The sequence below is a fragment of the Paenibacillus ilasis genome (assembly GCF_043195395.1).
Lineage (GTDB): Bacteria > Bacillota > Bacilli > Paenibacillales > Paenibacillaceae > Paenibacillus_AQ > Paenibacillus_AQ lautus.
The window spans coordinates 3663064-3678247 of sequence record NZ_JBHDJG010000001.1; the positions used below are offsets into that span (position 1 = coordinate 3663064).

Here is a 15184-nt window from a genome sequence, read left to right on the forward strand (position 1 = left end):
TCGGTTTTGTTAAACCTTTGTTAAGCCGTTTTTACAAAAATCGGTATTGTGCTTCAATCAACCCATGGTACGTACCCTGCTTCTGCATAAGCTGGCTGTGATTTCCTTCTTCGATTATCTTGCCGTGATCAAGCACAACGATATGATCGGCGTGGCGGATCGTTGACAAACGGTGCGCCACGATGAAGGAGGTTCGACCCTGAAGCAGCACTTTAAGAGCTTCCTGAATTTTCAATTCCGTCTCGGTATCGATACTCGCCGTTGCTTCATCCAGAATCAGAATCCGCGGATCGGCAAGGAGCGCCCTGGCAAAGGACAGCAGTTGCCGCTGACCCATGGACAGCATATTCCCGCGTTCTTCAACCTCGGTATCGTAGCCGCCCGGCATTTGGACGATAAAATCATGGGCGCCTACCGCCTTCGCTACATCCTCTATCTCCTCATTGGTTGCATCCAGACGGCCAAACCGGATATTATCCCGAATTGTACCGGAGAATATAAAGGTATCCTGCAGCACGATGCCAATCTGATTTCGAAGACTTTCAACCGTTACCGATTGGATATCGTATCCGTCGATGGTTAATTTACCTTCGGTAATATCATAGAATCGGCTGAGCAGATTAATGATGGTACTCTTGCCTGATCCGGTATGACCGACAAGCGCAATCGACTGGCCTGCCTTCACGTCCAGATTGATCCCTTTGAGAGCCTGGCGTCCTTTTTCGTATTCAAACACCACATTCTCCAGCTTGATATCCCCTTTAATCGTCGGCAATTTCTTCGCCCCAGGCTGATCATCAATGCTCGGCTTCTCGTCAATAAACTCAAAAATACGTTCAGAGGAAGCCATGGCGACAAGCAATTGGTTATACATTTGGCCAAGCCGATTGATCGGCTCCCAGAAGTTCCCTACATATTGGGTGAAGGCAATGAGCAGACCAATGGTGAGCTCGCCTTGTTGGATCAACACGGCACCAAGCCAGAACAAGATCAATGAACCGAAGCCACCGGTAATTTCGATAAGAGGTCCAAATCCTTGGTTCATGGCAGACGCCTTATCCCAGGACTTTTTGCTGTCCATGTTCATGTTGTCAAAGAATTTCATATTCTCTTCTTCTTGCGTGTAAGCTTGGGTCACGCGGATCCCTTGAATCGATTCATTCAAGTGGGAGTTAATCCGCGAGTTCCGAATCCGTACATCCTGCCATGCACGCCGGATGCGTACACGGAGTTTGGTCGAGATGAAGAACATGATCGGTACCGTGACAATAACAGCAAGACCAAGCTTCCAGTTTATTAAGAGAAGGATGACCACAATACCTACTAGCTGCACGCAGTCGATGATCAGATTGACAACCCCGTTAGTAAACAAATCTTGCAGGGAGTTAACATCATTCGTAACGCGGACCAGCACGGATCCAGCCGGACGCTTGTCGAAGAAATTAAAGGACAAGCGCTGAATATGCTGGAACAGATCCGCTCGAAGGTCATATATCACTCGCTGACCGATGATATTCGTAAACTTGATACGAAATATTCCGGCAACCCATTGAATGATATACATCGCCAGGACGGCTATCGTAATCTGATACAGCAAGGTCAGGCTGGGATTCCCACTCTTCGGTTCGATGGCCTGGTCAATGGCCAAACTGGTCAAGAACGGTATGGCAAGCTTCGTAATGGTACCGATGACCATCATAAGTCCGATTAGCGGGAGAATCTGTTTGGCATAAGGTTTCATATACGAAATCAGCCGTGTCAGCTGCATCCAGTTAAACGGTTTCTCAATCGCATCGTCGTCCTTGTATACAAAACGTTCATTGGGTTCTTCCGAGGACTTCCGCGGCCTCGGAATCTTTTGCTTTTGATGCGGTTCAGTATTTACATTGGCGTTCATGCTTGCACCTGCCCTTGCGTGCCTCCTGCTTGAGCTTGCTTCGCAATAAGGTCCGCATATTGTATTTTGTACACATCCTGATAAGGTCCTGGCACTGCAATCAAATCATTATGCTTGCCGCGCTGCACGACTCTTCCCTCATCCAGAACGAGAATTTCATCCGCATGACGTAAAGAGGAAATCCGGTGAGCGATGATAAACGTCGTTCTACCGTTCATGACTTCCTGGAAGCCGGATTGAATTTCATGCTCGGTTTCCATATCCACTGCACTGGTGGCATCATCCAGGATCAGAATTTTCGGATCCTTCAACAGAGCCCGGGCAATCGCGATCCGCTGCTTCTGTCCGCCGGACAGTCCCATTCCCCGTTCGCCAACGATGGTATCATAGCCATCCTTCATCTCCATGATGAATTCATGAGCCTTGGCCAGCTTGGCTACCCGGATGATCTCATCCATACTGACGTTCTTCATCCCGTAAGAAATGTTATTTCGTATACTGGATGAGAACAGGAAGGTCTCTTGGAATACCGTGGCGATCTGGCTGCGTAAACTCCGCACCTTAATGTCATTAATGTTGACTCCGTCTAATTTAATACTGCCTTGGTTGACATTGTAAGCATGCATCAAGAGCTGTATTATAGTCGACTTACCAGAGCCCGTTCCGCCAAGCAAACCGATAACAGAGCCGGGACGCGCATCCAAATTAATATCTTTAACTGCAGCCATCTTATTGCCGTAAGCAAAGGTGACGTTGTCAAATACAACGTGTCCTTTCACTTCGCTTGGCACCAAATCTACAGCACGTTCGCGGTCTTCCACATCAATTGGCTGATTTAGCAGCTCCAACACACGTTCACCGGAAGCCTTGGACTGCGTATAGTTGTTAATATGGAAACCAATTCCCCAGAGAGGGCCGATTATGTACCAGATCAAGGTAAAGAATGCTGCTAACTCCCCAACCGTCATTGAACCTTTGATAACCATGGCACCGCCGACTGCAAGGAGAATGACGACACTGATATTCGCGAATAGTTCCATCATCGGGAAGTAGCGTGCCCACAGTGAAGAGGCAAAAATTTGGTTGGTTTTGTAGCGCTCATTCCGTTCGGAGAACTTCTCCACTTCGTGAGGCTCACGCGCAAAAGATTTTACGGTTCGAACGCCCGTAATATTCTCCTGAACCGCGGTTGTCAGCGAGCTCAGCGCAAGACGCATTTCCTGGAAAGCCGGATGGATCTTGGATTCGAACTTCAGAGCTGCCACAACCAAGAATGGCATCGCTACCAAAGTAACCAGCGTTAATTGCCAGCTGATGGTGAACATCATGATGGAACCAAAGGTTATCATCAGTACTAAATTGAGAAGTTGGGCAAAACCGAAGCCGATAAACATCCGGATTGCTTCCAAATCCCCGGTAAGCCGCGACATCAAATCCCCTGTCCGTGCCGTGTCATAATAGCGGAACGATAGAAATTGCAATTTTTCATAGCAGGCGTTTCGTAACGAGTATGCCAGGTAGTTGCCTAGCCTCCCCCCAAAAAAACCGTGCAGAAACTGCATTGAAGCTTTCAGAATTACCACACCCAGCACAGTGAGTGCGAGCTGCGGCACGATGCCGTAATTCTCCAGCTTGATTGCATCGTCAATCAGCACTTTCAACAGCTGCGGATAGACAAGTCCTAAAGCGGTTGCAATCGCCAGACACAGAATGGAAAGAAAAAGATAACTTCGTTTCTCCCAAAAGAAGCCCTGCAGTTGCCTGAGAACATTCATGTTTATCCTCCTTTGGATTATTTTCGTTCAGGTTATGTAGCATTTATGAAGTTTATCATCGACCTGAACCCGCGGCAAAGAGGGAAAACCGTCATAAATGAGCCAAAAGGACCTAAAGGGGGCAAATAGTATAACTTATCTTTGTTTCATAATGAAATCATCGGAAATTCTCATTAATACTAGGGGATATAATCACATTGTCAGTCCCTTCAACCATCAGGCTTCATCCACGATTTCCGACTTTTTTGAACATGCTTGAAAAAGGGTAATATCCTAAGCCGTTTTCATCCTAGTGCGAACGCTGTAGCGGATTAAAATACGTCATACCATCCTATTAACCTTCATCAGCCCACGGTGAACATAGGAAAAAAGACGCCCCGCCATGGTGGCAAATGGGACGCCTTTTGATTGAGAAGTATAGGTTTGGAGTTTAAACTGCATATCATCGTTATGCGTTTGGGAGCTTCTGACACCAACAATAACTATGCTATTCCGTTGGGTACTGCTCTTGATCGCATAAGAACCGTCATTACTGCGCTCCCTGAATCATAACTTCCAGCTCATCCGCCAGCTTACTCCACATCAACGGGGATTGGCCGTCCTGCAGCGAACCGAGAATGGCAGCCATGGATTCCTTCAGCTGTTCCTCCAACACCGAGACATGATGCTGCAATGAACGCTCGCTCATCCGAACATAGTGGTCCGTCAGCTGCTCTTCCCGAATGCTCACCATACTCGCCACGGCTTCCTTCACCTTCGGCTCAGCCGCTTCACGAAGCTTGGAGCTTCCGCTTCCCTCAAAGAAATGCTTCGGGTTCTTAAAGGACGACCAGAAGGACAACCAATCCCCCTGGATTTGCAGATCCGTTTCTTCCAGCTCCGGCGGTGACCAGTCCTTATCTGCCCGTATGGAAAGGGACAAGCCCTCGGCCATACCGTTGATATCCGCTGCTGCTTTAAGCGCTGCGTCTTCAGCTAATTTGCGGCCGGCCATCTCTAATCGAAGCGTTGTCGCCCATAACTCCTGATCCAGCTCCATGGACATCGTCCGCATCAAATCACGTCCGCAAGCCGCAAAGGCCGATTTCAGGTGACCTGCATCCTCCCGGAGCACGGAAGGATTAAACGACTCCTGAAAGAAACGGTTCATGGCATAATCCAGCCGCTGCCGTACATGAAACAGCAGCTCGCTGCTTTCCTGCGCGATGTCGCGGGACATGTTAAACTCCGTTAAAGCCTCAAGGCGAGATAAGGCTTGTTGATGAACCTCTTCCAGCTCCACGATTTTACGCTCACGCGTGGTCTCATCCTGGGCTGCCATTTCGGCCCATGCCCTGATCCGGTCCCTAACCGAAGCCAGTTCATCATAAGCAGCGCGCTGTGAAAGCCTTGGCAGCTCTTCAACCGCAAATCGACTAAGCGCTCCTTCGAATACCGGAAACCCCGATTCCTTCAATTTTGCTTCATCCCCATCCAGCTTACTATCCAGCGCAGCCAGACTGGAAACGGGGAAGATATGCGGGCTGCCTACCCCGCTGGATGTCAGATTGGTACGAACATGCTTCACGACCTCATCCAGTTCCTCTTCGGATTGTGCAAGGTCTGCGGCATTGACGATAAAAAACATTTTATCCAGGGCAAAACTGTCTTTAACCCTGCCCAGCTGGGACAGGAATTGCCGATCCGCTTTGGAGAAGGCATGGTTGTAATACGTTACGTAAACGATGGCGTCCGCATTCTTAATATAATTGAACGTGACGCCCGTATGCCGGGCATGCAGGGAATCCGCTCCCGGCGTATCCACCAGCACAATCCCCTGCTCTGTCATCGGACAGCTGTAATATAGATCAATTCCGTCGACAAAACAGGATTTGGTTTCGTCCGCCACATAGCCCCGATATTCCGCCAGCTCTACCGTTTCCGTCGTACCAAGTTTGGATTCCATCACATCCCAACCGGCGGCGGCGGCCTTCAGAAACCCGTAATGCGGCAAGCCTGCCGGGTGAATACCGGCTGGATTCAATCCTTCTGCCGCGCTCCGCCAATTGCCCGGATTCGGTTCCTGGAGACCCAGCACGCTGAAGGAGTACTTCAGATCGTCCCACCACATCTCGCGGCTCTTCATCCGCACGGCTGCGGTCCCATGGGATTTCCCTTCAACCGGTGCCAGAATCCGGTTCACCGCCGCCGTTGTCGGGTGCGGTGACACCGGTAGGACCGACTCGCCTAGCAGTGCATTGGCGAAGGAGGACTTCCCGGCGCTGAACGCACCGAACAGCGCCAAAGTGAACGAGCCGCCCGCAAGCGCATCCGCGCGGGCGGTCAAATCCCGAGCGGCCGAGACAAGCGCGGGATGCGGCGCCAGCAGCGCTGCTGCTGCGCGCAGCTCGGCTGCCGCGGCATCCAGCCGCTGGCGCCGCTGCGGTGCTGCCGCCTGCGCAGCGGCGGGGCGGGGCGCCGTGCGCCCTAGCCCCGGCTGCGCCGCCGGGGCGCCGCCCTGGGCAGCCGCTTGCGCGGGCTGCCCTTCCGGCTCCCTCACCTCCGGCAGGAGGCCGGGGGTGAGGGAGGTGCGCGGCGGGAGCAGCTGCGCCAGCTCAGCCGCGCGGGCGGCTTCCGCCTGCTGCAGGGCTGCGTAGCTGGCGGAAGCCGCAGATTGCGCCAGGAGCTCGGCGCCCTGGCGCTCCAGCTCCTCCAGACGGACGGCCGCAGCGTCCGTCAGTACCGCCTTCAGCCGGTCGGCAAGCACCAACGCGGCCCGGCGGTAGCTGCCCTTGATTTCCTCGGCCAGCTCCCGGTTATAGTTCAATACATATTCGCCGGACACCGTCGCTTCCGGATTCACGGTCCGCGTGATCATATCCTCCCGCACGCCGGGAAGCTCAGCGTCCATCAAACTCTCCCATTCCGTATTCCACTCCGTATGCTGTTCCACGCTTTTGCGGAACAGCGAACGCAGATGCCAGTCGATCTGCGCTGTCGTCTGTTCCTCCAATCGATGATGGAAAGCCTCCAGACGGCGCCGACGCTCCTCCTCCGTTTTGCCGCCTGTGAACAGGAACCCGACTTTAAAACCGCTCTTCCGGCTTTCCAGAAAGGCCAAACTTAAATCTCGAACATCCGCCGGCGTCAGATTGGCATTTGCCAGAAGGGTATCCGCTTCTTTGCGAAGTTCCGTGCGGACGGATTCCGGCAGCAGCTGGGCGGATCTTTTTTGATCCTCCAGCTCCTGCAGCCGCGCTTTCATCGCCGCAGCGGCCTCCTCGCCGCCCATTTCCTCCAGCAGCCGCTCCTTCTCTTCCTGATGGCTGCGCGTATAGGCTTCCACATGCTGATCGGCAGCATGACGAATGGAGCAGGATACGCTGTAGTTCAGCAACGGTTCCTTATGAGATATGAGTTCGCCCATCAAAGACTTCAGCGTCCCCCATTGATTATAGGGATGGTCCTGAACTTTAAGCGAAGTGCACAGCAATCCTTTATACGTGATCTTCCACTGGGCGAACGCCTTCTTCACGTCGTTCAGATAAGAAGTCAGCGTCAATTCGTCATCACGATGCTTGTCGATCTGATTGACGATCAGGTACAGCGGCTTCCCCCAATCCGACAAACTCTTGGCAAACATCAAATTGCTCTCCGACTGCACATGATTATAATCCATGACGTAAAAAACGATGTCAGCCATATGCAGGGCGGAATGCGTGGCAAGCCGGTGCCCGTCATCGGTTGAATCGACCCCGGGCGTATCCATCAAGACGCCGTCTTCGCCAAGCAGCGGCACATCATCCCACACCTCAATCGCGGAATACTCCCGGCCCTCCTTGCAGTATTCGGCAAGCTCGTCAATCGTTACCGTTAAAGGCTCGCCAGGCTCCGCAGCAGATCGGTGAATCAACGCCCGTGGCTCACCGCTTCGGATTGTAACCACATTCGCACTTGTCGGTACCGGACCCGAGGGCAGCACCTTTTTGCCGCAAAGCGCATTAATCATGCTCGACTTCCCTGCGGAAAAATGTCCGCAGAAGGCAAGGGTCAGTTCGCCGCCTGTACCCTTGCGTATTAAATCCTCAGTCAAAGCGGAGGAAGACTCGTCATTCCATTCCAAGAAACGGTCCCGAACTCTCGTTAGTTCCGTAACACTGTATCCGATTTCATGCTCAGCCATCAACTTCAATGTCATTTCTCGCTCCTGTCCATTGATCTCTCAATTTCTGACACAATCTATTCACATCGTTTTATTTTATCACCGCTTGCGCCGTAAAGGAATCATTGCATTTTATTTTCGACCGTTGCCTTGATATGACAGTCCTTGATCTATGCAAAATGGCAGGTCAAGGAAGTGCTCTTCCTTGCCTGCCATGGATCCAAAGCTTCATGAAGCTGGAACATACAGGAGGAATGAGGTGAGAATTCACACTCGATTACCCTGTAAGAACCAGGTTTATCTCATTTTTTAAAACATCAAATTTAAAGAACTTAAGATACAACGGTGTTTTCTTCTGCCGGTATCAAAATTTCGAAGACATTTCCATGCTGCAGAATGGTTAAACCGCGTGATTTATCACGCATGACAACCACTTCGGGCTTTTGTGACATGCGCTCCAAATAATGCTCGGGAGCATCCCCGGAATGACTGAACGTCACGCCTTCGACTTCCTGCTCTTCATTTTCACTCAATTGGCTTTGGCTCTCCACCACATGTTCAAAAATATCTGAGAACAATTCAAAATTGTCGGTGTAAACAGAGATGCATTTCATGTGTAATCCCATCCTCTTTTAAATTTAGCTCATGCCGATCCAGGATACGTCCTCTTACACCTTGCGAAAAGCGACTTTTGATCACTGTTGTTTCCAGATTTCCATTCTCCCATGCGGCTAAAGATAGAAATCCGGAGACAAAGGCAAGCCCAGCGCTTGCTTGCAATTATGTCCATTTCGCTAGCTATTCATTAGAGTGCCGTATTCCCAATGAATCTGATGAACCTCTTTTTTGTCTATTCTTGCTGGTTTTACAGTTGTTCCTTATTCTTCCTGACTGCTAAGGTTTTCATACGTTTCTTTCCTTCACGGCAAACATCGAGCAAGGGGCATACCGGGCATTGCGGATTTTGAGCCTTACAGTGATACCGTCCGAAAAAAATGATTCGATGATGGGTCAGCGTCCATTCTTCACGCGGTACCCGCTTCATCAGCTTTTTCTCCACTTCCAGCACGGAATCTTTCCAGGCGGCCAGTCCAAGTCGCTTGGAAACCCGCTCCACATGCGTGTCAACCGCGATGGCAGGCACACCAAAGGCATTAGAAACCACGACATTGGCGGTCTTGCGTCCAACCCCAGGTAATTTAACCAGCTCATCATGAGCTTCCGGCACCTCACCGCCATACTGCTCGATCAGAATCCTGCACAAATTCTGAATATGTTTGGCCTTGTTCCGGTATAATCCGATCCGTCTGATATCCTGCTCAAGTTCCTCGATCGGTACCGATACATAATCCAAAGGCGTTTTGTATTTCTGAAACAGATCCTTTGTCACTTTATTAACCGTTTCATCCGTGCACTGGGCGGACAGCAGCACGGCGATGGTCAGCTCAAACGCATTGCTGTGATTCAGTTCGCAATGTGCATCCGGAAACATGCTCTCCATCGTGTCCAAAATATGCCGTACCGTTGCCGCATTCATATGATTTCCCTCCCGCAAAAAAAAATCTTGATGCGGAAATCCCCGCATCAAGACGGTGTTTCTCGAGCAATCCCAGGTCGATAATTTACTGTTTTACGATCTCAACAACGACACCGTTGTTTAAGTACAGTACAATATTATCATTTTCCTTAAGGGATTGCACGGACAAAGTAGTGTCACCTTGATGAACAAATACTTTATCGGATAATGTATACCGGTAATTATCATTAATCGATTTACGCTTAACTTGAATTTCCGTATTGCTCGCCTGCCAGAATGCGCGTTCAACCTTCTCCAGAACCTGGACAATGGTTACGCCTTGAATATCCTTTCGAATCTCCACGCGATCTCCCGGAGTCAATGTGGTTAAGTTCGAAGCCGTTGAACCATTCTTCACGACTTTAACTCCACCGCTTACTCCTATCGTCTGGCTATTGCCCGCATGATCCTTCACGGTCAGTGCATTTGCGGATGCATCAACGCTAGTCACTTCGCCAAGCGTTAATTTAACTTCAGCGATCGCGACAGCCATCACACCTTGCAGCGTAATGTTAACGAGTGTCCCGGGACGCAGGTCCGCAAGCAGAATCGCTTGTCCGCTATCACCGGTCAATGTTGCTTTGTCGGTATAAATATCGCTTGTGGAGCCGTTTGCTTTCACTCGAATCCGGTTTTTCGCAGGTTCAGTAAAAACCACCTCGAATTGCGCGGAAGTTTTGAGCTTCAAGCTCTGCAAGTAATCTTGATTGGTTGACAGCTGGGCTGACACTTCGTCACCGACCCGTACATCGGCCAGCGACGCGCTCGATTTGCCGAAGATTTCCACAATCAAAGTGCTGTTGTATGGAATTTCCTCCACTTTTCCAGTGGCGTCCACAATCGATATCACTTTCTTGGATGTGTTAATGCTGCTGATTTTACCTTCAACTTTATACACCACTTCCAATGAAAGTGCACGGGTACCAATCAGCGACACGCTTACTTTACGTCCTGCGCCTAGCAGTGGTTCTACCTTATCCAGCGTCGTTCCATTGCTTGATTCCAGCTTCGTCTTATCATCCAGGATGATGACCCGAGGCTGGTTGTTGGCATCCTTAACGGTCAGCCAGTGCGTCTTCGAATCGTAGTTTACAATGGTGACGCCGTCGAGCTGCTCCATTTGACGACCCGTTACTTCGATCTTCGTGATTTTTTCTTCCCCGTTGATGGTCAATGTCACTTGATCGCCGGATACCGCGTCAGCGAGCAAATCGGACAGAACAGGTTTCACCACACCGCTCATAATGATTTCCGGCTTCTCAGCCAAAAACTTTGTTTCGAGCTGTGTGCTTCCACTGCGTTTGTAGGTGATGGTCTTTCCGTTTTCTTCAACGGAGTACAGCATCGCCTGCACGGTACGATCAACGCTTTGCGTGACTTCCAACGACTGAAGGATGCTGTTTTTTACCGTAAAATTGACGGTGTAGCCGTTCTTCAACTCGGCCGGAGCCATTATCTGGTTCTGATAGCGAATGACGGTGGCATCATCCCATGTGTACGTATCCTCATAACCGGTGCTATCTTTAAGGGTTACTCTTTTGTTTACCGTATCCACGTTCTGGACGACGCCCGCCCCCGTCTTGTTAACCAAGCCGCTCTTTACGCGGATGGACACAATTTTCTTCTGCGGACTGTACGTTTCGCGCTCAATCGTAAGCAGACTGCCGGCAGCCAGTGTCTTCGGATCGATCTTGGTCCCGTTCTGATCCAGGAACACCGTGCTTGGCTCGTAACTCAGCTCTTCAAAGGTGCTGCCTGTATCCAGCCAAATGACGTTGTTCGGCGACAAGCGTGCGTACGTGCGGTCAAACCGCTCCACTTGCTGGGTTGGATCGGTAATTTCCACGTAAGCAGCCGTTCCGTTATTCACAACGACTACCGCTTGGGTGTATGGATTAATCTCCGAGAATTGCAATCTCTTCTCCGAATCGGATGTGAAATACGCTGTGGAATTATCCAGCTTAAATGAATTCAGCTTGCCATCGGCATACAAATCCAGTTTTCCATTCTCAATTGAAGCAATAGAGCCTTTGTATTGGTTCTCATAATTTGTGGTGATGTAGGCTTGAGCCCGGCTAAGGAACGTTGCAAGCTGGGCACGGGTAACGGCCCCTTGCGGATCGAACTTGTTGCCGTTCACACCTTTTGCAAGTCCCAGCTCAACCGCAACATTGACATAGCCCAGACGATCCGGGGATATCTTGGCGTTATCCGCAAAGCCTGTCGCTTTATTTTTGGCTGCATTGGCCTCCGCGGTTCGTCCAATGGAACGGACAAGCACTTCGGTTATCCATTCCCGGGATGCTTTCTGCGCGCCCCAAATGACTTTCTCATCCGTATATCCGGATTCTTTTTGCTTGTCGAGCAGGTTTTGCTGAAAAGCCAGTTCAACATACTTCGTAAAATAATCATTCACTTTAACATTTGTCGGTAATGTCGCAGCGCCGCTGCTTAATTGATCCTGCATGCTTAAGAACCGGATCGCCATCGTTACAGCTTCCTGCTGCGTTACGGGATCGTTCGGACGAAACTTTCCGTTATTCCCGGTCACGATCCCCTGTGCTGCTAACTGATAAATGTACTTTTCTCCCCAATATCCGGCATTAACATCACTGAATGCGTTAATGGGCGTTTGGGCTGCATTTGCCGTTGTCGCATTTGCCGCTTCTTCATCTGCCGAGACGATCGAAGCCCCGCCTCCGAATGCTATAAGTCCGGCCATGACGGCGGAGACCACTTTTTTGGAATGAACATGTTTGCTGTGTCTAAGTACCATTTTCTTTCCCCTCTCAATAACTACTGCTTCATCATATACTAATATTCGACAGCAGATCGTGATCTCCTTCAACCATCATTACCGAGTCATTGGATTTTCCAAATCGACATGACCCATTAACGATTCGGTCTGCTGACCATCCACCAGAATTTGAAGTGATTTCACCTCGTCAAACTGGAAAAAAGTTTTTTTGATCGCATCGACGGCAAACGACTCCCCGCCTGCACCCAGGTTGGCTTCGTCCGGAACCGTCACATCGAGCGTCAATGCCCCGTTATCAAATGTCAGTGAATTCAGCCCGATTTTGTCCCACAGAGGAATCATTTCGGCATGATTACTCTTCTGCAATGCTTGATAAGCCGCTTCGTATTTTTCTTGATCTTCCTTATACGAAATTTCTGCCGTGCCTTCTACCAGCTCCATCAAATCAGGATCCGTGTAGTAGGCTTTGATGCTCTCTGTTTTCGCTTCCGGCGTCGTCACTTCGCTGCCATTCCCGGTAGACGATCCACCTGATCCATTCGACGTTCCGCTATTACTCTGTCCTGTCTGATCATCAGGCTTAGGCGTTACTTGCTCCGGCGTATTGTCCGGAGCTGCTCCGGGTTTCTGTCCACAACCGGCGCCAATCAGCATTACGGCTGCCAATAGACCAGCCGACCATATTTTTTTATTCAAAAGTAGCCACCTCCTGCAATCACGATCACTGTCGTATCTTAATCAACCTTTAAATAATTTTTGATGCCTCTGACAATAGCCTCGGCTACTCGATCCTGTGTTGCCGGATCAAACAGCTTGCTCTCATCGGTCTTGTTACTCAGGAACCCGACTTCCAGCAGGGCGCCAGGCATTTTCGTCTCGCGAATGACATGGAAATTGCCATATCTCACTCCGCGGTCCTTTAAACCCATGGCCTTAACGATCTCTTTATGGAGTGCATTCGCCAGGGCTTTGTCAGATTCATTGTAGTAATACGTTTCGGTTCCGCTTGCAGTGGAAGGGCCGCTATTAGCATGTATCGATATGAAAACATCAGCCTTCAGATCATTCGCAATCTTCGCGCGATCCTTCAGCTCGAGGAAAGTATCGTTACTGCGAGTCAAAACGACTTCGATATTTTGTTCTTTGGCCAACAGTTTCTCAACTTTCAGCGCCATTGCGAGGTTGAAATCTTTCTCCCTCTTCTTCGTTACACCAATTGCTCCAGGGTCGTGATCTCCATGACCCGCATCAATGACCACGAGTTTCTTTCCGCCTGTACCAGGTGTCGGGTTAGAACCCGTATTCAAATCCACAATGAACAAGCCCGATCCGTTCTCAAGGCCTGAAATGGTGTAATTCTTGGCGTAGTTGAGATCAATGACAATTCGCACGGTCATTGGGTTGCTGTTGTAAAGGGAGTAACGGACGGCTTTGACATCCGGGTAACCCGTTACCGCCATCTGACCGCTTTTCGTCACGTCATCAAAGCTGGCATTGCTGCTGAATGTATCCGAGAAATTCGTGTTCACCATATCAATGACGATACGGTCCGGACTGCTAAGTTTGGATACATTCGGCTTCGTATTGCCCGTAACGGCTACCATCAGCCTGTTTTCACTGAAACTGATACCGTCCACGGTCGACGTAGCTACGCCAGGTTCTTCACCAGGGTTATTCCCCTCGTAAGACGAGGTCAGATAGACTGCCTTCTGCGCGTTATCCCATCTTACTTGAAGGCCCATCTGCTCACTTACAAAACGGATGGGAACCAGTGTTGTTCCGCCACGAAGAACAGGTGCTTTGGTCATTTGAACGCGCTGACCGTTGATGTCAGCTTGCTGACTTCCAATCACCATTGTTACAGTCTGCGAGCCGTCTTGGACAGTTACCGTCTTGGTTGCCTTGTTCCAGTACACGTCAAATCCCAAATTCTCGGAAATGACACGGATCGGAACCATGACTGTACCGTTATTATTCTCGACCTTCACGCCAGATGACAGATTGATTTGTTGGCCATCCAGGTAAATCTTTGCGCTGTACGAACTCGCATCCGCCATTTTAGGAAACGCAATCATGATGACAACCAGAAACATTAAAAAACCGAACTTCTTCATCCTTCACCCCTACCATCCTATTATTTTGCCATAGATTGGCGTTTCTGCACTCGGCCTGTCCGACATTACCTGACAACCTATAGACGCAAAGTCACAATGAAAGTTGCGAAAATGTTCCCTTTTTACCAAAAAAACACCTATTTCAAAAACCGAAATAGGTGTTTGGTCCTTCATACGAAATTCAACATTGGTTCTTTTGCTCTATTTTCGAGTCATAGGATGCTCAAGCTCAACATGTCCCATTAAACTTTCGATCTGATTACCGTCTACTAGCAATTCCAGAGACTGCACTTCATCGAACTGGAAGAAGGTTTTCTGTAACGCATCAATCGCAAACATTTCCCCTCCAGCTCCAAGGTTGGCTTCGGCTGGTTTAGTGATATCCAGCGTCAGAGCTCCTTTATCAAACTTGAGAGACTTCAGCGTAATCTTATCCGACCATAGTGGACTTAGTTCGGCATCACTGCTTGTTTGAAGTCCTTCAAAAGCTTTTTTATATTTATCCTCTTCACCCGAGTATGTAATCTCTTTGCTTGCCTCTTTCAGATCCATGATTTCGGGGTCCGTATAATAGAGTTTAATATTAGCCTTCTTCGCTTGATCCTCCGTAGCATTCACATCCTTTGTATCCACAGGAGTTCCAGCACTTTCACCGGTTGTGTTCTGCGGTGGTGTACTTGCTCCCTCGCCTGCGTTTACTGGTGTTGCGTCATCTGGCTTATGATCATCAGCCGCCGTTTCTTCCGGATGATCCTGAGGCGTTTGCACTTCTCCTGTTGCGGTCTCCGGATTTGTCTCGGCAGGGGCTGCAGTCGGCTTCTGTCCACAGCCGGCACTAAATGCAAGCAGAAGCGCCAGCAATCCTGTCATCCAATATTTTTTGTTCATGACTTTCGTCCCCCTCTAAGTTCATCAAATCTTGT

The 15184-nt window shown here is 49.8% G+C and carries 9 protein-coding genes; all 9 read right to left on the minus strand.

The window, feature by feature from the left end:
- Positions 1–31 precede the first annotated feature (31 nt).
- Entirely contained in the window at positions 32–1897 is a 1866-nt protein-coding gene (locus ACETK5_RS16440) for an ABC transporter ATP-binding protein (RefSeq protein ID WP_100536379.1), read from the minus strand.
- Positions 1894–3672: an ABC transporter ATP-binding protein gene (locus tag ACETK5_RS16445; protein WP_394056785.1), complete on the minus strand. Its 1779-nt coding sequence runs from the start codon at positions 3670–3672 to the stop codon at positions 1894–1896. The genes ACETK5_RS16440 and ACETK5_RS16445 overlap by 4 nt, the downstream gene beginning before the upstream one ends.
- 529 nt (positions 3673–4201) lie before the next feature.
- Entirely contained in the window at positions 4202–7849 is a 3648-nt protein-coding gene (locus ACETK5_RS16450) for a dynamin family protein (RefSeq protein WP_394056787.1), read from the minus strand.
- A 296-nt stretch (positions 7850–8145) separates the two neighbouring features.
- On the minus strand, positions 8146–8427 hold the full coding sequence (locus tag ACETK5_RS16455) for a hypothetical protein (RefSeq protein ID WP_006209564.1): 282 nt from the start codon (positions 8425–8427) through the stop codon (positions 8146–8148).
- Positions 8428–8678: 251 nt separating this feature from the next.
- Entirely contained in the window at positions 8679–9350 is a 672-nt protein-coding gene (gene nth / locus ACETK5_RS16460) for an endonuclease III (RefSeq protein WP_076321029.1), read from the minus strand.
- Between the two features lie 85 nt (positions 9351–9435).
- Positions 9436–12165 carry an S-layer homology domain-containing protein gene (locus ACETK5_RS16465; protein ID WP_100536375.1) on the minus strand — a complete coding sequence of 910 codons (2730 nt, stop codon included), beginning with the start codon at positions 12163–12165 and terminating at the stop codon, positions 9436–9438.
- A 78-nt stretch (positions 12166–12243) separates the two neighbouring features.
- Complete coding sequence (locus ACETK5_RS16470) at positions 12244–12843, minus strand: GerMN domain-containing protein (RefSeq protein ID WP_100536374.1); 600 nt, start codon at positions 12841–12843, stop codon at positions 12244–12246.
- Between the two features lie 38 nt (positions 12844–12881).
- On the minus strand, positions 12882–14261 hold the full coding sequence (locus ACETK5_RS16475) for an N-acetylmuramoyl-L-alanine amidase family protein (protein ID WP_100536373.1): 1380 nt from the start codon (positions 14259–14261) through the stop codon (positions 12882–12884).
- Between the two features lie 201 nt (positions 14262–14462).
- Positions 14463–15149 (minus strand): GerMN domain-containing protein, encoded by a 687-nt coding sequence (locus ACETK5_RS16480; protein WP_394056791.1) that lies wholly within the window; start codon positions 15147–15149, stop codon positions 14463–14465.
- Between the last annotated feature and the right edge of the window lie 35 nt (positions 15150–15184).

Coding starts and splice junctions, on each gene's coding strand:
- ACETK5_RS16440 (WP_100536379.1), bottom strand. CDS start 1,897: ATGAACGCCAATGTAAATACTGAACCGCATCAAAAGCAAAAGATTCCG.
- ACETK5_RS16445 (WP_394056785.1), bottom strand. CDS start 3,672: ATGAATGTTCTCAGGCAACTGCAGGGCTTCTTTTGGGAGAAACGAAGT.
- ACETK5_RS16450 (WP_394056787.1), bottom strand. CDS start 7,849: ATGACATTGAAGTTGATGGCTGAGCATGAAATCGGATACAGTGTTACG.
- ACETK5_RS16455 (WP_006209564.1), bottom strand. CDS start 8,427: ATGAAATGCATCTCTGTTTACACCGACAATTTTGAATTGTTCTCAGAT.
- nth (WP_076321029.1), bottom strand. CDS start 9,350: ATGAATGCGGCAACGGTACGGCATATTTTGGACACGATGGAGAGCATG.
- ACETK5_RS16465 (WP_100536375.1), bottom strand. CDS start 12,165: ATGGTACTTAGACACAGCAAACATGTTCATTCCAAAAAAGTGGTCTCC.
- ACETK5_RS16475 (WP_100536373.1), bottom strand. CDS start 14,261: ATGAAGAAGTTCGGTTTTTTAATGTTTCTGGTTGTCATCATGATTGCG.
- ACETK5_RS16480 (WP_394056791.1), bottom strand. CDS start 15,149: ATGAACAAAAAATATTGGATGACAGGATTGCTGGCGCTTCTGCTTGCA.